19 protein-coding genes and 2 tRNA genes are annotated in these 18,782 nt (G+C 43.7%); 2 read left to right on the forward strand and 19 right to left on the reverse strand.

The genetic code is table 11. From position 1 onward, the window contains the following. Positions 1-129: 129 nt before the first annotated feature. Positions 130-203, forward strand: a tRNA-Met gene (locus AC6CHU_RS21575). A gap of 53 nt (positions 204-256) precedes the next feature. Then, positions 257-328, forward strand: a tRNA-Glu gene (locus AC6CHU_RS21580). Between the two features lie 126 nt (positions 329-454). On the opposite strand, the gene AC6CHU_RS21585 is transcribed toward AC6CHU_RS21580, so the two are convergent. The 19 genes from AC6CHU_RS21585 to AC6CHU_RS21675 all read right to left on the reverse strand — a co-directional run bounded on the left by AC6CHU_RS21585 (position 455) and on the right by AC6CHU_RS21675 (position 18,743). Beyond that, positions 455-910 carry a S1 domain-containing RNA-binding protein gene (locus AC6CHU_RS21585; protein ID WP_159869993.1) on the reverse strand — a complete coding sequence of 152 codons (456 nt, stop codon included), beginning with the start codon at positions 908-910 and terminating at the stop codon, positions 455-457. A gap of 83 nt (positions 911-993) precedes the next feature. Next, the gene (locus tag AC6CHU_RS21590; protein WP_159869990.1) at positions 994-1,404 is read right to left on the reverse strand and encodes an FtsB family cell division protein; all 411 of its coding nucleotides are present in this window, start codon (positions 1,402-1,404) and stop codon (positions 994-996) included. 15 nt (positions 1,405-1,419) lie between these two features. Beyond that, the gene (gene yabQ / locus AC6CHU_RS21595) at positions 1,420-2,052 is read right to left on the reverse strand and encodes a spore cortex biosynthesis protein YabQ (protein ID WP_159869987.1); all 633 of its coding nucleotides are present in this window, start codon (positions 2,050-2,052) and stop codon (positions 1,420-1,422) included. Further along, positions 2,049-2,351 (reverse strand): sporulation protein YabP, encoded by a 303-nt coding sequence (yabP, locus tag AC6CHU_RS21600; RefSeq protein ID WP_159869984.1) that lies wholly within the window; start codon positions 2,349-2,351, stop codon positions 2,049-2,051. Before yabP ends, yabQ begins: the two co-directional genes overlap by 4 nt. 154 nt (positions 2,352-2,505) lie before the next feature. Continuing rightward, complete coding sequence (locus tag AC6CHU_RS21605; RefSeq protein WP_159869981.1) at positions 2,506-2,772, reverse strand: RNA-binding S4 domain-containing protein; 267 nt, start codon at positions 2,770-2,772, stop codon at positions 2,506-2,508. Positions 2,773-2,788: 16 nt separating this feature from the next. After that, complete coding sequence (gene yabN / locus AC6CHU_RS21610; RefSeq protein WP_498122764.1) at positions 2,789-4,243, reverse strand: bifunctional methyltransferase/pyrophosphohydrolase YabN; 1,455 nt, start codon at positions 4,241-4,243, stop codon at positions 2,789-2,791. Positions 4,244-4,251: 8 nt separating this feature from the next. Next, entirely contained in the window at positions 4,252-5,859 is a 1,608-nt protein-coding gene (locus AC6CHU_RS21615; RefSeq protein ID WP_498122780.1) for a putative polysaccharide biosynthesis protein, read from the reverse strand. Positions 5,860-6,020: 161 nt separating this feature from the next. Continuing rightward, on the reverse strand, positions 6,021-6,557 hold the full coding sequence (spoVT, locus tag AC6CHU_RS21620) for a stage V sporulation protein T (protein WP_159869975.1): 537 nt from the start codon (positions 6,555-6,557) through the stop codon (positions 6,021-6,023). 410 nt (positions 6,558-6,967) lie between these two features. Next, entirely contained in the window at positions 6,968-10,507 is a 3,540-nt protein-coding gene (gene mfd, locus AC6CHU_RS21625; RefSeq protein ID WP_251284667.1) for a transcription-repair coupling factor, read from the reverse strand. A gap of 394 nt (positions 10,508-10,901) precedes the next feature. Beyond that, the gene (gene fin, locus AC6CHU_RS21630) at positions 10,902-11,132 is read right to left on the reverse strand and encodes an anti-sigma-F factor Fin (protein WP_251284668.1); all 231 of its coding nucleotides are present in this window, start codon (positions 11,130-11,132) and stop codon (positions 10,902-10,904) included. A gap of 129 nt (positions 11,133-11,261) precedes the next feature. Then, positions 11,262-11,822 (reverse strand): aminoacyl-tRNA hydrolase, encoded by a 561-nt coding sequence (gene pth / locus AC6CHU_RS21635; RefSeq protein WP_498122765.1) that lies wholly within the window; start codon positions 11,820-11,822, stop codon positions 11,262-11,264. Between the two features lie 365 nt (positions 11,823-12,187). Continuing rightward, positions 12,188-12,838, reverse strand: coding sequence for a 50S ribosomal protein L25/general stress protein Ctc (locus AC6CHU_RS21640; protein ID WP_251284670.1), 651 nt, complete (start codon positions 12,836-12,838; stop codon positions 12,188-12,190). A 168-nt stretch (positions 12,839-13,006) separates the two neighbouring features. Beyond that, positions 13,007-13,963 carry a ribose-phosphate diphosphokinase gene (locus tag AC6CHU_RS21645; protein ID WP_095246046.1) on the reverse strand — a complete coding sequence of 319 codons (957 nt, stop codon included), beginning with the start codon at positions 13,961-13,963 and terminating at the stop codon, positions 13,007-13,009. 44 nt (positions 13,964-14,007) lie between these two features. Further along, positions 14,008-15,381 carry a bifunctional UDP-N-acetylglucosamine diphosphorylase/glucosamine-1-phosphate N-acetyltransferase GlmU gene (gene glmU, locus AC6CHU_RS21650; protein ID WP_095246045.1) on the reverse strand — a complete coding sequence of 458 codons (1,374 nt, stop codon included), beginning with the start codon at positions 15,379-15,381 and terminating at the stop codon, positions 14,008-14,010. Between the two features lie 269 nt (positions 15,382-15,650). Next, positions 15,651-15,941: a septation regulator SpoVG gene (gene spoVG / locus AC6CHU_RS21655; RefSeq protein WP_009336662.1), complete on the reverse strand. Its 291-nt coding sequence runs from the start codon at positions 15,939-15,941 to the stop codon at positions 15,651-15,653. A 164-nt stretch (positions 15,942-16,105) separates the two neighbouring features. Continuing rightward, a complete protein-coding gene (locus tag AC6CHU_RS21660; RefSeq protein ID WP_095246044.1) occupies positions 16,106-16,480 on the reverse strand; it encodes a RidA family protein in 375 nt (124 codons plus the stop codon). Positions 16,481-16,504: 24 nt separating this feature from the next. Beyond that, positions 16,505-17,323 (reverse strand): pur operon repressor, encoded by an 819-nt coding sequence (gene purR / locus AC6CHU_RS21665; RefSeq protein ID WP_498122767.1) that lies wholly within the window; start codon positions 17,321-17,323, stop codon positions 16,505-16,507. Between the two features lie 60 nt (positions 17,324-17,383). Further along, the gene (ispE, locus tag AC6CHU_RS21670) at positions 17,384-18,253 is read right to left on the reverse strand and encodes a 4-(cytidine 5'-diphospho)-2-C-methyl-D-erythritol kinase (protein WP_095246042.1); all 870 of its coding nucleotides are present in this window, start codon (positions 18,251-18,253) and stop codon (positions 17,384-17,386) included. Between the two features lie 316 nt (positions 18,254-18,569). Then, positions 18,570-18,743 (reverse strand): small, acid-soluble spore protein, alpha/beta type, encoded by a 174-nt coding sequence (locus AC6CHU_RS21675; RefSeq protein WP_026041722.1) that lies wholly within the window; start codon positions 18,741-18,743, stop codon positions 18,570-18,572. Positions 18,744-18,782 lie beyond the last annotated feature (39 nt).

The raw sequence follows: 18,782 nt of genomic DNA on the forward strand, positions 1-18,782 counted from the left end.
GGAAAAAATTGACGAAGGCGGAAGGGAGGTTTACGACATATTTCTTTCAATATCTTATTGACTTCCTTTTTAAAAGTTTGTATTATAAATTTTGTGCTTAAGAGCACAACTATTAATCTATTGAAATTTGGCGGTGTAGCTCAGCTGGCTAGAGCGTACGGTTCATACCCGTGAGGTCGGGGGTTCGATCCCCTCCGCCGCTATCTAAGAAATGCGGAAGCGCTTTGAGGCGATCTGCATAACACAATTTTATCCTGGCCCGTTGGTCAAGCGGTTAAGACACCGCCCTTTCACGGCGGTAACACGGGTTCGAATCCCGTACGGGTCATTTCAAAAGAGCGTCAGCCTTAGGCTGGCGTTTTTTTGATGTTTGAATCAGCGTTAGCCAGCACAAAAAAACAAGCCCTATTCGGACTTGTTTTCCATCCTGCTATATAGATCAATCAGCAGCAAGTTAGCCTCGCCTAGCTCCTCTTCCTCCGCGCTTGGATTCAGTATGACGCTTCAGCGATGATAGACGATCTTCGCTGTCCTTCAGGAAACGGGCCATTTTGGCTTCAAAGTTCTCTTTAGGGCGATGGTCGTTTGGCCGGTTTTGGCGAGGGCGGCCAGAATTTGAATTCGGTCTGAATTCCTTTCTGTCTCCTCTTTCAGGTCTCTCAGAACGCTCAGGCCGGACTTTTGCCTTCTTAATGGATAATCCAATCTTGCCGTCCTTTTCGACATTAATGACTTTCACTTCAACCATGTCACCCACTTTTAGGTGTTCATTAATATCTTTTACATATTTGTCAGCGACTTCACTTATGTGCACCAAACCGGTTGAGCCATCCGGCAGCTCCACAAATGCTCCGAAATTTGTAATGCCTGTGACCTTTCCTGTTAACTTGCTGCCTGCTTCGATTGACATTAAAAAAACTGCCTCCTTGAAAGATATAAAGTGAAACTTTTTATATATTATACAGAAACCAAAAAAAGAGTGTCAATATAGCGTCAGTCGGCCTTTTTTTCTTTTTTCTTTTCTTTTTCCGTCTCTTCTTCAGGGAGGTTAAAAATGATTTCATTATTGTCAGATAGGAAATAATCTTTGCGGGCAAGCTTCGCGATATACTCATCATCATTCAGCTTAACAATTTCTTCTTCAAGCATAACTTCTTTTTTCTTCAGATCAGAAAGCTCCTGATCCAGCCTGTTTTTCTCTTCCACTTTTTCTTCCAGAGCAGCAGACTGCGAAACGAGTGTGGTGATCATAAAAAAAGAAACGACAGCTGCCAGTGTAAAAAATGCTGCTAATCTGCGAAATAAAAGTTTTTTCTTACGGCCTGCACTGATCTCTGCTTCTTCCTGCTGTTTGACATAGCTGGTTTCCATTTTGGCTACATTTTTCTTCTTGGTGGCACTCACTTCCGCACTCCCTCCTTACTCTTTAGGTTTTTTCCACTTTGCTGTCCATTTTAAAACATAATTCTTTATCCGCTGTAAATATCCTGCCAATTTATTATATAACTTCTCGACTGTTTTTTTAATCTTTTTCGGCAAAAGTTTCCATAAAAGTGACAAAATCCATTTGACAGGCAGAAAAGCTGCCTTCAAGGTGAACCAAAGGACTCGAATAATGACTTTTAGAAGGGAATAAAGTCCTTTTCCAAGCATGACGGCAATCGCAATTAATGCCATAATCAGACCCTGAATGGGTTTATAAATAAGGATAGTTACAGCCTTCACGAAAAAGCGGTATATGGAGATCGCCATCCGGATGGAAATCTCCAATACCCGCAGATACATTTTTTTAAATAAACTTTGATAAGCGGCAAAACCGCACAGCAAAGCAATGAAAATGTAAAACCTCAGTTCACCCTTATTCACCAGGAATAATATATAGAAGATTGCCAGACCCTGTACTACCCAAAAAAGAATATCATTAATAAAAACAAGCCAGCTTTTCCGCTTAGTCCTTTGCAGAAAACGATTATACGTATCAAGGGCAGCCCCAAATACACTTCCCATGCCAATCATCGCCAGCATGGTCAAAAATTGAGTAGTCAGCGTCATCGGAACAACTTGCTAAAGAAACCTTTAGCTTTATCTCCATTCTGATCGTCAATATAAACAAGGTCAAATACCTTCCCTTTAATGGAAACAATTCCCTTGTCCACATCCAGATTCTTCATCTGAAGGTTCTGCCCTCTAATCGCCAGGAAGCCCATTACGGTCTCGAGTAAAAACTCTTCATTATCAAAGCTTTCCACCTGTTTAACACCTGTAATATCAAGCAGCCTTCTGCCTCTCATAATGACATCATGTTCCTGAGTATTGGTTTTGTTTGAATTTGGCTCATAATATTGACTCATTATTCATCCCCCGCAATCACATAGTACAACCTTTTTGTACATGTTTATGAATGGGGGGAAAAAAATAGAACAAGCCGTGATGAAAAGCAGGAGCTCTGCTGATTTGGAAACAGAAATTCCGCTTGTTTCCGGTTATCGGACAATGCAGGCTAGCTTATGCTTCCGATTCCACTTTTTCTTCCTTCACAATTGAGTACATGTTAGCCGCTTCTTCCTTGCGGGTCGTTTCCTGGAGACGTTCCACCTTGACCGTTACCAGCTTCTGGCCGAAGCGGACTTGAAGCTCATCTCCCACTTTAACAGTGGAGCTTGCTTTCGCCTGCTGTCCATTTATCGTAATCCTTCCCTGATCAGACACCTCTTTAGCCAGTGTTCTTCTTTTGATAAGTCTTGATACTTTTAAAAATTTATCTAATCTCATGTATGCCACTCCTCTATTAATAGCCTTTGGATTTTGCCTCATTCCAGAATTCATCGAGCTGTTCGAGTGTAAAGTCTTCAAATGTTCTGCCGCTCATCATTACCCGTTCTTCCACATACTTAAAACGGCGGATGAATTTTTCATTTGTTTTTCTCACTGCTTCTTCGGCATCAATTTTATAAAAACGTGCAATATTCACAAGAGCGAACAGGATGTCGCCAAATTCCGGCTCCATCTCCGCGCTGAAATCCGCAGCTTCCTTCTCGAATTCGGCAATCTCTTCTTTTACCTTCTCCCAGGCAGGCTCTACTTCCTTCCAGTCAAAGCCGACTTTCGCTGCTTTTTTCTGGATTTCAGTCGCTCTCATTAAGTTCGGGAATGATTTCGGGACTGAATCCATCATAGATTCCTGTTTTTCTCCCTTTTCTTCCTGCTTAATGCTCTGCCAATTTTTCAGGACATCTTCCTCATTTTCAGCCTGCACATCACCAAAAACATGGGGATGACGGCGGACCATTTTTTCGGAAAGCCCTTCAATCACTTCATCGATGGCAAAATAGCCTTCATCCTCGCCGATTTGAGCATGGAGCATCACCTGAAGAAGGACATCGCCAAGCTCTTCTGTCATATGCTCGGTATCTTCATTATCAATCGCTTCGATCAGCTCATAAGCTTCTTCAATTAAGTATTTCTTTAAACTTTCATGAGTTTGCTTTTTATCCCATGGGCAGCCATTTGGTCCGCGCAATTCAGCGATAATGCTCCGCAGTTTTGAAAAATCTTTATAGAGAACAGCCTCATCTTTTACAGGGGGCACATATACAGAAGTTAAGTTATTCAGCTCCATATTATGATCCAGTTCATGCAGCTGCACTTTTTTTATAACCTCATCTTTGCTGCCGGCCGCTGTTACAATATAAACCTCATAATCGTAAGGCAGCTTTTCCATCAGAGTCAGCTTGACTTCGCCCGCAGTAAACTGATCATACACCTGTCCAATGATGACATGCTGTGCCACCTGGATCTCATCCCTTTTCAGATCGGTTCCATCCAAAAGCTGAAACCCCTCGATCGGGTCGATCTTCAAAGCCTGAAATAAAGGATCCAGGAAACTTTGTCCTCCTCCGATCATAATTTCAATTCCTCTCTGCGGTCCATGCTCAAGGAGAAGCTGCACGGTACGCTCTGCTACAAGCGGATGCCCCGGTACTCCATACGTAATATCTTTCGCAAGGGCTTCACGGAGGAGAAATTCACAAATCTCCTCGTATACCTCTTCAAACTGCTCATGCTTTTCGTATATATGATCAAAAGACTGATATGTCAGACCTTCTTGTTCGAGATCAAGCAGAACTGGATGCTCCTTCGTGCGCAGATATAGAGCCTCTGAATTTTTAAGCTGTCGATACACACCAAAAGGAAGCTGATCCAAATCTCCTGCTCCAAGTCCGAGAATGGTTATTTTTTTCATAAAGCAATTCATCTCCTAGTCTTTTTGGGAAGCAAGAACATGAGTTTGCTTCCAAGCGGCAGCAAAGCAAGCTCTTCCTCTTTAAAAGTATTGCCTTTAAACATGATATACAAATACGTAAGGCCCCCCAGCACTACGCCGCTTAATGCCTGGAATCCGGAAAATATCCTGCCCGATTCTGCGATTGGCAGCATGGCCAGGGCCTGAAGGTATAGCTGCAAAACAATCGTCATTATGAAAGCAGCAAATCCGGTCAACAATAAAAACCGCATAGAGATCAATGATATGTTTAAATATCTATGAAGCTTTATACTAAGAAGAAACAGGATAGCAGCAAGGGCCAGAGCTGATGCAGCCGCTGCACCGGCTGTACCGTAAGATGGCACCAACAGGATGTTCAGGCCAAGCTTTAACGCAAACCCCACCAGAATGGCCGCAGCTGGGAAAAAGATAAATCCCAGTCCCTGCAGGATGCCAGTGATGGTGATGATCAGGCTGCTCAGCAAAATCATCAGACTGAGGATAGCCAGGACACCCGATCCTGACGAGTTTTCAAACAGCATAATATTTGCAGGCTTTATGATATTCCAGAGCCCAACGGTTGCGGCAGCTCCAACCAGTATGCCGATTTTCAGGGCAAGTCTGATTTTACCGTGAAGGAATGCGGGCTGATTTCTCAATTTTTCTTTGGAAATAAGCGGTACCAGTGACAGGGACATGGATGTTGCCACCACAATGCCAAGCTGAACAAGCGGCTGTCCGCGGTCATACACGCCTTTTAGCGCCTTCGCTTCTTCTCCTTCCAGCCCGGATGCCAAAAGAAGCGAGTATAAATTGAACGAATCTGCCAGCTGAATGAAAATAAGCACCAGACTGCTGATGCAGATGGCAAACCCCTGTATGATAATCGTTTTGGCCAGCTTCCCGCTTTTTTTAAAATCAAGCGCAATGGAAGATGGCAGGCTTCTTCTCTCATTTATATAAAAGTACGTAATTAAAATCAAAATGGCGACCATTCCCCCGGTAATAGCCCCGAACATGGCCCCGCCTCCAACCATATAGAGAGAATTCCCTCCCTTAACAAGCAGATAAGCAGCCAGCAGGATCGTAACGACCCTGATTAACTGTTCTCCTACCTGGGAAACAGCGGTTGGAACCATGTTTCCTTTCCCCTGAAAATATCCCCGGAAAAGAGACAGAATGGGAAACATAAGGAACACAACTGCCACTACTTTAAGCAGAACTGCCAGCTGCGGATCACCCATCCTGGCTGCCAGCCAATCCGCACCCCAGTAAAGGGCGGAAAACCCGATAATTCCTATTAGGGACAGAACCAGGACTGAAATCGCAAATAAATTGTGAATATCCTGCTCTTTCTCTAAAGCAGCCTGCTCGGCATAAAGCTTAGAAATAATAACAGGAAACCCATATGTAGATAACACAATAATGATTCCATAGAACGGATAAACTTGCTGATATATATAAAATCCTACATCCCCGACAATATTCTGGAAAGGGACCCGGTAAATAGCGCTTAAAATTTTGGTAATCAGGGCAGCGATTGTCAGGATAAACGCACCCCTAAACAAATCGCCGGATGTCTGAACGGGCCTCAGGTTGCCCATCTCCTTCCAATTGAATTCGAAAGTATTATAGCATATTGGGGCATAGTACGCGGATTCTATACCTTATTCGCTGCTTGCGTGCACTTCATTTTAGTCTGCACGCCAAAGAAAAAAGGCAGCATTCCGCTACCCCTTTCAATAAGTATCCATTTTTATGATTCCATTTGTCTTGCCAGGAAGCCAGCTGCTGTTTCAACTGCTTTTTGTTCCACGTCTCCAAGAGAATCTTCTTTAGCAAAAATGATAACTGCTCCAATTGGATCGCCGTTAGCAATGATTGGGCCAATTGTATAAGCGGAGGAAGCTTCAGTGTTCCCGTCCACAAGCGAAATGTCGCCTGACTGGTTAACCAGAACTGAACTGCGTTCTTCCATTGTTTTTTCAACAAGATCGCTTATATTTTTGTTTAAGTAATCCTTTTTAGAACCGCCTGCCACAGCGATATAAGTATCTCTGTCACAGATTAACACTGGATTTCCCAGGCTGTCATATAATGCTTCTGCATATTCTTTTGCAAAATCGCTTAATTCACTGATTGGTGAGTATTTCTTTAAGATGACTTCTCCATCACGATCTACGAAAATCTCCAGCGGGTCCCCCTCACGAATACGCAATGTTCTGCGGATTTCTTTCGGAATGACTACACGACCCAAATCATCGATACGACGAACTATACCTGTTGCTTTCATCCAACGTTGCCTCACTTTCATCTGATGATTTTTAGAAAAGCGGAAGCGCCTTGCAGAGCCCCGACAAGCATAAGACGAATCACACAGGAAATCCTGATTTCTGGAGTGATTTGGCTTATGACCCAAGGGGCTAGGCGCCGAAGCTAGACCATTCTCACTTCAGCGCAGCACTTACTCTTTCCTCTTTTGGCTATGATCCATAATTGGGAGAAAATGAATGCATCGCCATGTTTGAACTTAGTATCTTTCATATGGAAAGTTATATACGTGCACAAAAACTTTTTCTCGTAGATGTTATTCATTCCATTTTCGGATAAACATTCCAAATGGTTCTTCACTTAAAAATACCCTTGCCAGAAACAAGATAAACATTTCTAATGTTTCATTTTATTGACAGGAGTGTGTCCAAACTAGGCAGTTGGATGTTCTTGCTCCTTTTTAGCTTCGTGCATTCCTTTAATCACTTCATAGGCAATATTGAGCCATTCATTTGTTTTGACGCCTTTAATATGAAGGACTGCTTTCAGCTTCTTGCCATCCATGCCCAAGCCGATCATGCGGCCATATTTGCTGGTAATCTGGAAAATCTTCTGTCCGTCCACATTTTCGCTGGCCTTTTCAGATAAAAGAATCAGCACTTCCTGTTTGGATTGCTTAACGGTTTCGACTCCTGCCAATTCACCGTAAGCCTTCATTTCGGCAATCTGGAATAAGTAGCCTACCTCATCTGGATATTCGCCAAAACGGTCGATCATTTCATCCTGAAGCTCTTCTACATCTTCAAGAGTTGAAATGCCCCGGAATCGCTTATACATTTCAATTTTCTGATGGCCATCAGACAAGTAGAAATCAGGGATATAAGCATCCACGTCCAGATCGATTTCAATTTTAGCCGGCTTTTCCTCGATGCCATCGAGCTTATCCTTCCGTTCTTCAATCGCTTCTTTAAGCATTTGCGAATACAGATCAAAACCGACGGAGTCGATAAATCCATGCTGTTCGGCTCCGAGCAGATTGCCGGCGCCCCTGATGGACAAATCCCGCATGGCAATTTTGAAGCCTGAACCGAGCTCCGTAAATTCCTTTATGGCCTGAAGCCGCTTTTCAGCTACTTCTGTTAATACTTTATCTTTTCGATACGTAAAATACGCATAGGCAACCCTGTTGGAACGGCCAACCCGGCCCCTGAGCTGATAAAGCTGGGACAGACCCATTTTGTCTGCATCATGGACAATCAGCGTGTTGACATTTGGAATATCTACGCCTGTTTCAATAATCGTGGTGCTGACGAGAACATCGGACTCGCCTTCAAGGAAGCTTAACATAACAGATTCTAACTCATTTTCCGTCATTTTCCCATGGGCATATGTTACCCTTGCATCTGGAACCAGCATGGATATTTCCTCGGCTTTTCGTTCTATATCCTCCACCCGGTTATATAGGAAATAGACCTGTCCATCCCTCGCCAGTTCCCTTTCAATGGCTTCACGGACCAGTGCACCATTGTATTCCATTACATAAGTCTGAACCGGGAATCGGTTTTCAGGCGGTGTTTCAATAACTGAAAGGTCCCTGACGCCCAGCATTGACATATGAAGGGTTCGCGGGATTGGCGTGGCTGTCAGAGTAAGGACATCCACATTGGTCTTAAGCTGTTTAATCTTTTCTTTATGTGTCACGCCAAAGCGCTGCTCTTCATCAATAATGAGCAGGCCTAAATCTCTATACTGAATATCCTTTGATAAAATGCGGTGAGTGCCGACAACTACGTCAATAGTCCCTGCCTTTAATCCTTTAATGGTTTCAGTCTGCTGTTTTTTTGTTCTGAATCGGCTTAACAGCCCAATTTCAATCGGGTAATCCTGGAATCGCTCTCTCATCGTTTCATAATGCTGCTGAGCCAGGATGGTCGTTGGAACGAGAATGGCAACCTGTTTTCCATCTGCAATCGCTTTAAAGGCAGCACGAATGGCTACTTCGGTTTTCCCATAGCCCACATCTCCGCATAATAAGCGGTCCATTGGGCGCTCCCTCTCCATATCCTTCTTAATTTCATGGATAGAGCGGATCTGGTCCTCTGTTTCCTGGTAAGGGAAGGCCGCTTCAAATTCTCTCTGCATATCGCCATCCGGATTGAAGGCATAGCCCTTTGATGCCTCACGCTCTGCATAAAGCTTGATCAGGTCATCCGCAATATCCTGAACAGATGATTGAACCTTTTTCTTAACCCGCTTCCAGTCGTTTCCGCCCAGCTTATAAATTTTAGGCTCTTTTGCTTCAGAGCCGACATATTTCTGGACAAGATCAATCTGCTCCACCGGCACATACAGCTTGTCGCTGCCCTGGTAGCGGATATGAAGATAATCTTTATGGACTCCGTTAATCTCGAGGGTTTCAATCCCCAAGTATTTTCCGATCCCGTGATTGACATGAACAACATAGTCCCCTACCTTCAGTTCGGAATAACTTTTAATTCTTTCAGCATTTGAAAGCTTTTGCCTGCGGGTTTTCTTTTTCGTGCGTTTGTTAAAAAGCTCTTCTTCCGTAATAACGGCCAGCTTTTGACCTGGAAGCTCAAAGCCAGTCTGGAGGCTGCCCTCTGTAATTTGGATTTTTCCTGTTAAGACTGGATCCTCCTCACTCACAAACGCCGCTTCAATTTCATAGTCTTCAAGCACTCGTTGCAGCTTTTTGATCCGCTCTTCATCCGGGCCCAGGAATACGACCGAATATTTGCCTTTTTTCCATCTGTCCAGTTCGCCCTTCAGCACATGCATCTGGCCATGGAAATTCTGCATCTGTTTGCAGGTGACATTTATAATGTTTTGCGGATTGGTATTCGGTACATGCCTCAGGAACAGCGACATATATGTAATCGAATGCCTGGAGCGGTGAAGGAACTCTTTTAAGGTATGGGATACCTTCACATCATGTATGATCTGGCCCTCACCTAAAAGACTCGTATACCACTCCGCCTCCTCCTTATCAAGGGTGTCATTCATTTCCTGAACACGGCTGATTTCATCAATGAAAATTAAGCCATTGGCAGGGAGATAGTCTACTAAACTACTTCCGTCCTCAAAGGCAAACGATAGGTATTTGAAAAGCTGTTCAGGCTTGTTCCCCATTCGCAGCTGTTCTAATTCATACCCGATATTCTGGGCCAGCTGTGTTTTCGCTTTATCATCCTTCAGTTTTTTCAGGCTTGATCCCAGACCTTTTTCCAATTTTTCAATGATAGTCTCGAAGTGCTCTGATTCAAGAGGAATTTCAGTTGCCGGACCGATTGAGATCTCGGTTAGTTTTTCTTTTGATCTCTGATCCTCCAAAGAAAAAGTCCGGATTGAGTCCACTTCCGTATCAAACAGCTCTATCCTTACCGGATCAGCTTCAGTCAGCGGATAGATATCAATGATTCCGCCTCTGACACTGAATTCCCCGGGCGAGGAAACCATTTCAGAACGGACATAGCCCATTTGAACAAATCTTTTTAATTGATCTTCAGTCAAATCATCGCCTATTGCTAAAGACAGCTGGTAATTCTTCCAATGGCTTGGAGGCGGAAGAATTTTTCTTAGCCCTGCCATCGGGACAATCATGATTCCTGTCTTATGTGTACTCCAATAATTTAAAGCCTCGATCCGCTGGGCCTTTAACTCAGGGCTGGCAATCCCCATCTCAGCTGCGATCAATTCATTGGCAGGATACAAAAATACTTCCGATTCCCCTGCCAGACTGACGATATCATCATATAGTTTCTGTGCCTGCAGAAGGTTGTGCGTTACAACAAGCATCGGCCTTCCCGACTGCTCATATATGGAAGACAAAAACAAGGTGCGTGCCGATCCTGATAAACCGGCAAGCATCTGCTCCCTTAGTCCTCCCTCTATGCCAGACAAGATGGAACTTACATCATCCTGCCGGCTAATAATCTCTTTAAGACCAAACATGAAAGCCCCTCCTATAACGAAAAGCGCAAGCGCCTCGATCACCCCTAAAATAGCATAAGACGAGCCCTGCAAGGGATTGACTAGTCTATCGTCCCTATGAGCTTATGACCTCGAGGGGGTGGCGCTGGAGCTAGACAATTCTCAACGTTCAAATTTCCCTTAATCTTTTCAAAAGCATTTTTTTTAAATGCTCCGGCAGTTCAACCGCCAAAAAGCAGATGCCGTTCCAGCCCCATTGAGACAGAAAACTGACAGTCTGCAGATCCATTTTTCCTATCATTAATCTTACTAAAAATAATAAGGTTCCAACAAGAAACTATAGAACGGTTTCTATTAAATATAATGATGCCCAAAATAGAAATAGAAAAACGCTTTGGATTGCCTCCAAAGCTTGTTAATGAATAATAAAGTCGTGCTGATGATAATCCGGATTGCGCTCCAGGGATTCCTGGCAATCCTCACAGATCGCTGTTACATGCATATCTCCTGATTGATCATACGAGATCATCTCCTGGCGTTCCTGTTCGTTTAGCTTATGGAACCCAAGCTGCTCTGAATAAACAGAGCTGTTCTCCAGAGAACCAAGTTTTGTTCCGCAATGACGGCAATGATAATGAATAGCCATGCCTGTCCCTCCCGTTTAACTGTCCATGATTCTATTATGGACCTCTGGCAGGGAACTTATTCACGCATCCGGCACTGCCGCCAATGATGAGATACATTATTCTATGATAAGATTCATAAAATATGAAGCTTATTGATTAAAATCGTTCATAACCTGTAAAAATGGTTTTCTAACCCATTCCTCACAGGCCTCTGCGCACTTTTTAACCGTTTCATCCATAACGGCCTGTTCTTCTTTCGTGAAGCGGCCGAGCACATAGTCTGGCACCTTCATGCCGCTTGGCGGACGGTCAATGCCGACTCTGATTCTGTTAAATTCCTGTGTCCCCAGATGGGCAATCGTTGATTTGATCCCATTATGGCCGCCTGCGCTTCCTTTTTGGCGGAGCCGAATCTTGCCCACAGGAAGATCCAGATCATCATAGATCACCACAAGTTCATCATCATTAATTTCAAAATAATCCATAACTGCCCGGATGGACTCTCCTGACAAATTCATATATGTAAGAGGCTTAAGCAGAAATACTTTTTCTCCGTTCACATAGCCTGCGCCAAATACGCCTTTCAGCTTAGCCTGATTCAGAGGAATATTCAGCCGGTCTGATAAAACATCAATCACTTCAAAGCCAATATTATGCCTTGTTTTATCATACTGCTTGCCGGGATTTCCGAGCCCTACAATCAATTTCATTTTCTCACCCCATATTAGAACAGCATCATACGCCCGTTAACTGCCTGGCGTGTGTGCTGATTTAATCCATTCTCTTTTTTATTATAGTTGAAAGTGTGTGGTTCGGTAAGAAGATTCTGTTTGGAGGTTGCGGGTTTGGACTTTGCTGGCGTTTTTTCCGGCGCCTTGTCCGAAGATGTGCCTGGTTCTGACTCTACTGGCACGTTTCCGTCTTTTTGTGTCAAAGTTAAACCAGATTCGGACTCTAACTGCTATTTTTTCGTTTCCTCTGTCAAAAGACAAGCCAATCCAAAACCCATTCCCACACCAAGCAAACAGGGGCTTGCCATATTGCAAAGCCCCTGTAAGAATAGCTTCTCTCGAGCTTATTCTCCGCCTGTTTTATCTTCATTGGCAGTTGTTTCTCTGCCTTCTTCATTTTCAGGTGTACCCGCTTCCTGTTCTTCACCGCTGTTGATTTCTTCTTCCTGTCTTGGAGGAAGGATGGAAGCGATAACCTCATCTTCTTCATTGTTTATTTCATAGCCGCGATTTGCTTTGATATCTGCGACAGTCAAAGTCTCGTTTACCTGAAGGCTTGTTACATCCACCTCAACAGTGGATGGAATATTATTCGGTGTCGCCGTGACTGAAACTTCATGCAGAGATTGCTGCATAACGCCTCCATCTTTTACACCTGCTGCATCACCGGTCAAGACGACGCGTACATCAGCCGTCATTTCTTTATTCATATCGACCGCTATGAAATCTGCATGGACGATTTCATTTTTAATCGGGTTGGATTGATAGTCACTAAGTACCACATCATGCTTGCTGCCATCCACATCCAATGAAAATACGCCATTTCTGCCCACTTCCTTGATCGTTTTCAGAAAGTCAGCTTCACTTAAGTAAATGGATTTGCTTTGCAGCTTCGACCCGTACACAACGGCCGGAATATTCCCTTCCTTGCGCAGTGAAGTTAAGTTAGAGTTGCGTGAACCTTTTCTTTCTTTTGCCTGCAATACAGCTGTCATAAATACGTCCCCTTCCTCATTTAAAGAATTAGTCTTGTCTATATAAAAAAATGCCCTAAAATGAGGAAATCTAAACGTTTTTGTTTTGAAGCCTTATTATTTTTTTTAGAAAGAAAAAGCAAATCAGGCTTGCTTTGCAGCAAGCCTGGACAGTTATTTTATTGCCGATCAATCAAACAATGTGCTGACAGATTGCTCTTCATGAACCCGGATAATCGCTTCACCGATTAGCGGTGCAACCGATAGTTCGACAATCTTGTCTGTTTTCTTTTCTTCCGGAAGAGAAATGGAGTTTGTTATAACCAATTCTTTAATAGTTGAGTTTTCAATTCTTTCGATGGCAGGTCCTGATAGAACCGGGTGTGTACAGCATGCATAAACTTCTGATGCACCGTTTTCAATCAGGGCATTTGCTGCTAATGTAATAGTTCCTGCAGTATCAATAATATCGTCGATTAAGATGGCCGTTTTTCCATCGATGTTTCCTACAATGTTCATAACTTCAGCCACATTTGGTCTTGGACGGCGTTTGTCAATGATGGCAATCGGCGCTTTTAAGCGATCAGCCATTTTACGCGCACGTGTTACGCCGCCATGGTCCGGTGACACGATTACGATGTCGCTGTCAGTGAGTTTGTTCTTGAAGTAATCAGAAAGGATTGGCACACCCATTAAATGATCAATAGGAATATCAAAGAATCCTTGAATTTGCGGCGCATGCAGGTCAAGTGTTATCACACGGGTTGCACCAGCAGTTTCCAAAAGGTTTGCTGCAAGCTTAGCAGTAATCGGCTCACGCGCTCTTGCTTTGCGGTCCTGACGGGCATAGCCATAGTAAGGCATTACGATGTTGATCGTCTTGGCAGATGCACGCTTAAGAGCATCGATCATGATCAAAAGCTCCATTAAATGCTCATTAACAGGTGAGCTTGTTGACTGAATCACATACACATCGCATCCGCGGATGCTTTCTTCAATGTTAATTTGGATTTCGCCGTCGCTGAAGCGCGTTACGGAACACTTACCAAGCTCCACACCAATCACATTGGCGATTTCAGCAGCTAGCCTGCGGTTTGAATTTAAACTGAACACCTTTAAATTTGGATCTAAATACTGGTTTGACATTTTGGGCCTCCATCGATTTATTTCTTACAAATAGAAAGTTCGGTTTATTTCTTAATGTTTAATTTGTGCGTGTAGTTTTCTTTGTTCACCTGGCGTGCGCGGGCAATGGAAAGAGCTTCTCCCGGCACATCTTCAGTAATCGTTGAGCCTGCTGCCACATATGCACCTTCCCCAATCGTTACCGGTGCCACGAGATTGGAGTTGCATCCAATGAATACACCATCTTCGATTTTAGTCAGGTACTTATTTTTGCCGTCATAATTAACTGTGATTGAGCCGCAGCCCAGGTTAACACCTTTGCCTACTTCTGCATCGCCAATATAGCTCAAGTGAGAGGCTTTGCTTCCTTTTCCGAAAACAGATTTCTTCACTTCAACAAAGTTGCCGATTTTCACTTCATCATGAATATCTGATTGCGGACGAATGTGAGCAAACGGGCCAATGTTCACTTTTGAACCGATATGGCTGTCATGTGCTGCAGATTGGCGGATCACTGTACCTTCCCCAATATGGCAATCAGAAATCTCCGTATGAGGTCCGATCACACATTCAGCACCGATGATGGTATTTCCGGAAATGATGGTTCCAGGGTAAAGAACTGTATCTGAACCAATTTTCACATCCGAACCAATATATGTGTTGGATGGATCAATAATGGTCACGCCGTTACGCATATGTTCTTCATTTATCCGCTGTTTCATGAATGATTCTGCCTGAGATAGGGCTACCCGGTCATTGACACCCAGAGTTTCGCCGAAATCAGCCGTCTGGTAAGCTGTAACGACCTCCCCTTCATTTTTCAGGATCTCAATTACATCAGGAAGGTAATACTCGCCCTGCACATTATCATTTGTTACTTTGTTCAAGGCTTCGAATAATGCTTTATTATCAAAGCAATACGTTCCAGTATTAATTTCTTTTATCTTGCGTTCTTCCTCGGAAGCATCTTTCTGTTCAACGATTTTTTCAACCATCCCCATGTCATTGCGGATCACGCGTCCATATCCGAATGGATTTTCCGCATGAGCTGTTAAAATAGTCGCTTTGGCAGAAAGCTCTTCATGATGCTTGAAAAGCGCTTCCATTGTTTCATGCCTGATGAGCGGTGTATCTCCGCAGACTACGATCGTGACACCCTCTTTGCCTTCAAGCATTTCACGTGCCTGCATAACGGCATGAGCAGTGCCAAGCTGCTCCTCTTGAAGAGCATATTTGCTGCTTGAGCCAAGCTGCTGCTCTACCATTTCCGCTCCGTGTCCAGTAATTGTGACAATTTCCTTTATGTTAAGCTTTGTAACTTGATCAACTACATGTTGAACCATCGGTTTGCCGCATACAGGGTGAAGGACTTTGTAAAGCTTTGACTTCATTCTTGTCCCCTGGCCTGCGGCTAAAATAACCGCGTATCGATTAGACATTTACAGGCCTCCAATTTAACCTTTTTATCCATAACGAATATATCTTAAATGGGCTCTTATTTCAAGAATTGATGATAAAGTACATATATTTGTCATTACCTTAAACGGTATTTATTTAAATATTGGTTTACTATTTTTAGAGAAAGGGTAAGGAGGAAGAAAGAAAAAGCCCTAAGCACCGCCTTCAATAGGGGGCTTAGAGCTAGTTTTTAACAGCTGAAATAAAAAAGAGCCTTACTTATGAAGTAGGCCCTTGTTGATTTATTTTCTTAGGAAGCACCGGCTTCTTCAAATTCAACTTCTAATTCACCTAAGCGGTGGTACTCGGCTAAAACAGCCTCCTGGATTTTACCGCGCGTTCCTGAATTGATTGGGTGCGCGATATCTCTAAACTCCCCATCCGGAGTACGTTTGCTCGGCATGGCTACAAATAAGCCATTATTTCCATCAATCACACGAATATCATGAACAACAAATTCATGATCAAGCGTAATAGATGCAATTGCCCTCATTCGTCCATCCGTATTAACGCGGCGTAATCTTACGTCTGTCACTTCCATCCTGTTCACCACCTTTTCGAGAAGATATAATCCTAATTGTATAAATTCAACATATTTCCTTAATCTCCTTCTTTAATAAAAAATATTTTTTGAATATTTTGTTCAAAGGTTTTTTCAAATAAAAAAACGCCCGTCATATGAACGAGCGAGTGAATTGCGGTTATTTATTTTACAAGAGCTACAACTTCAATTTCCACTAGGACATCCTTTGGCAGGCGTGCCACTTCCACACAGGAGCGCGCAGGCTTGTGGGTGCTGAAGTATTCCCCATACACTTCATTAATAGCTGCAAATTCGTTCATGTCCTTAATAAATACTGTCGCTTTTACCACGGTATCTAATGACGCGCCAGCTTCTTCAAGCACTGCTTGAAGGTTTTTAAATACCTGATGCGTCTGCTCTTTTACATCCCCATCCACCAAAACGCCTTCAGCTGTAAGCGGAATTTGCCCTGAGCTATAGAATAGGTTATTTACTATAATCCCCTGAGAATAGGGTCCAATTGCTGCCGGTGCCTGATTCGTTTGAATGACTTTCATGAATTCTCCCCCTAAAAAATATGATTATTTTTTAAAATAGTTGCCTTCACTTACATTGATTTTCTTTTCCCTTACATCCACATCAGATAGACGCACTAGAGAAAGGTACTCATCAACCAGCCGTTCTTCTGCCTTTTCTGCCTCAACCAGGACTGCAATGCCCGCAAGGTTTGCCTTGAATTCTTCCAGCATGCTGACCATGCCATTAACCGTTCCGCCGGCTTTCATGAAATCGTCAATGATTAAGACATTGGAACCCTCTGCCAGGCTTCTTTTCGAAAGTACCATGGTTTGAATCCTCTTAGCAGATCCTGACACATAGTTAATGCTTACCGTGGATCCTTCTGTCACCTTGCTGTCACGTCTTACGATCACAACGGGCACATTGAGGTAATTGGCGGCAGCATAAGCAAGCGGTATTCCTTTTGTAGCTACCGTCATAACCACATCAACGGGCTTATCCGCAAAGGCTGAGGCAAAAAGCCGTCCTGCACGCTGGACAATTAAAGGATCACCGAGAATGTCAGTCATATAGAGATAGCCCCCGGGAAGAAGCCTTTCCGGGCTGGCAATCAAGCAGCAAAGCTCCTCTACAAATGGCCGGGCTTCATCATCAGGTACTTTAACATGGAACTTGACGCCGCCTGCTGCTCCGGAAACGGTCTGCAGTGTACCTATTCCTCTTTGCTCAAAAGTTTCTTTGATAATGGCGAGATCTTCACTGATCGAAGACTTGGCGGAACCATACCTTTCTGAAAAGAAAGTTAAGGATACCAGCTGACGCGGATGGTTCAATAAATAATTGGTCATATCTATCAACCGTTCGCTTCTGCGAAATTTCATTTGTGGAACCCCCATTTAAATCCGAATGTTTTAACGATAATATACCATTAACATACGGATTTAATCAAGCTTATGTCTTTCTCCGAGCATTCTGACTGCAAAAACCTGGTCACAAAACCCTCTAAGGCCATTATAGATCCGATGCATTCTTGAATCATGATGCACAAGCCCAAACACAGTTGGACCGCTGCCGCTCATCAGGACAGCATCTGCACCAAATCGTTTCATCTGATCTTTTATTTGCAGGACCTCAGGGTGCATACTCAGTGTGACATCCTCGAGAACATTGCCCATGTTCCGGCAGACATCCTCATAGCAGCCCCATTTGATTGCTTCAACCATTCCTTTTGTATTTGGATGCTGCACCTGCTCTACATCCAGTCTCCTGTATACATCCGCTGTCGATACGCCGATGAACGGCTTAGCAAGTATGACCCAGCAGGTTGGAGGCGCAGGAAGCTCCTGAATTTTCTCTCCACGCCCAGTAGCTAATGCAGTGCCTCCGTATACGCAAAAAGAAACATCAGAACCGATTTCCGTCCCTATTTCAGCAAGCTCATCTAATGAAAGCCCCAGCCCCCACAGCTTGTTAAGCCCTCTGAGAGCCGCTGCTGCATCACTGCTGCCGCCGGCAAGTCCAGCCGCAACCGGAATCATTTTTTCTATTGTAATGGCTACACCTTTTTTTACTTGAAACCGTTCTTTAAGAAGGTGTGCAGCCTGATATGCCAAATTCCGCTGATCATCCGGAACAAAACGGTTATGAGAGATAATTCTGATCTCGTCTTTATCTAAAAGTGTTAATTCCAGGCGGTCAGCCAAATCAATCGTTGTCATTATCATTTCCACTTCATGATAGCCATCTTTCCGTTTATGTAAAACATCCAATGACAAATTGATTTTAGCAGGCGCCTTCACCATGACCTTCAACATTTCCACCTACTTCTTTCCTTTAAATCGGACTCCTGTCCAGCTCCACAAGCGAAGCGCTTTGCCCTGCCGGTTCATTTCGAAGGGAAAGCCATACCTTCATTCAGTATTGACTTCATTTTACCCGGCAATAAGCGGAGGCTTAAAGCTTTTCTTATAGAGCGTCTCCATTTTTTGTCCTATTTTACCACAAAATAAACATAAAAGCCCAGGCGGCTTGGAATATAGAGGGAATCGCTATTGAACAGAAAAAAAGCCGAGGCATAAGCCTCGGCAGACGCAGTGCATATTAATGCTCAGAACTAGTGTGCGAATGCTATTTGTTAAGAAGGTTCTGCTGTGCGATTTCGATGGCCCGCTTAACCATATTGCCGGCATCTTTCGCACGGATGCCGCCCCAGCCTTCCTTTTGGACCACATCATAAAAGCCAAGCTCTTTCGCAATTTCCTCTTTTAAACCATCTGACATAACGCCGCGTCTTCTGCCCAACATTAACATCCCCTTTCGCACTGCGGTATGTATAGTATG

The organism is Cytobacillus sp. GQ23 (assembly GCF_059758675.1).

What these genes read in the sequence shown, in the direction of transcription:
- spoVG (WP_009336662.1), bottom strand. Translation starts at nt 15,941, where the DNA reads ATGGAAGTGACAGACGTAAGATTACGCCGCGTTAATACGGATGGACGA.
- purR (WP_498122767.1), bottom strand. Translation starts at nt 17,323, where the DNA reads ATGAAATTTCGCAGAAGCGAACGGTTGATAGATATGACCAATTATTTA.
- mfd (WP_251284667.1), bottom strand. Translation starts at nt 10,507, where the DNA reads ATGTTTGGTCTTAAAGAGATTATTAGCCGGCAGGATGATGTAAGTTCC.
- yabN (WP_498122764.1), bottom strand. Translation starts at nt 4,243, where the DNA reads ATGAAAAAAATAACCATTCTCGGACTTGGAGCAGGAGATTTGGATCAG.
- fin (WP_251284668.1), bottom strand. Translation starts at nt 11,132, where the DNA reads ATGGCTATTCATTATCATTGCCGTCATTGCGGAACAAAACTTGGTTCT.
- AC6CHU_RS21585 (WP_159869993.1), bottom strand. Translation starts at nt 910, where the DNA reads ATGTCAATCGAAGCAGGCAGCAAGTTAACAGGAAAGGTCACAGGCATT.
- AC6CHU_RS21605 (WP_159869981.1), bottom strand. Translation starts at nt 2,772, where the DNA reads ATGAGATTAGATAAATTTTTAAAAGTATCAAGACTTATCAAAAGAAGA.
- spoVT (WP_159869975.1), bottom strand. Translation starts at nt 6,557, where the DNA reads ATGAAAGCAACAGGTATAGTTCGTCGTATCGATGATTTGGGTCGTGTA.
- yabQ (WP_159869987.1), bottom strand. Translation starts at nt 2,052, where the DNA reads ATGACGCTGACTACTCAATTTTTGACCATGCTGGCGATGATTGGCATG.
- pth (WP_498122765.1), bottom strand. Translation starts at nt 11,822, where the DNA reads ATGAAATTGATTGTAGGGCTCGGAAATCCCGGCAAGCAGTATGATAAA.
- yabP (WP_159869984.1), bottom strand. Translation starts at nt 2,351, where the DNA reads ATGAGTCAATATTATGAGCCAAATTCAAACAAAACCAATACTCAGGAA.
- glmU (WP_095246045.1), bottom strand. Translation starts at nt 15,381, where the DNA reads ATGTCTAATCGATACGCGGTTATTTTAGCCGCAGGCCAGGGGACAAGA.
- AC6CHU_RS21640 (WP_251284670.1), bottom strand. Translation starts at nt 12,838, where the DNA reads ATGACAGCTGTATTGCAGGCAAAAGAAAGAAAAGGTTCACGCAACTCT.
- AC6CHU_RS21645 (WP_095246046.1), bottom strand. Translation starts at nt 13,963, where the DNA reads ATGTCAAACCAGTATTTAGATCCAAATTTAAAGGTGTTCAGTTTAAAT.
- AC6CHU_RS21660 (WP_095246044.1), bottom strand. Translation starts at nt 16,480, where the DNA reads ATGAAAGTCATTCAAACGAATCAGGCACCGGCAGCAATTGGACCCTAT.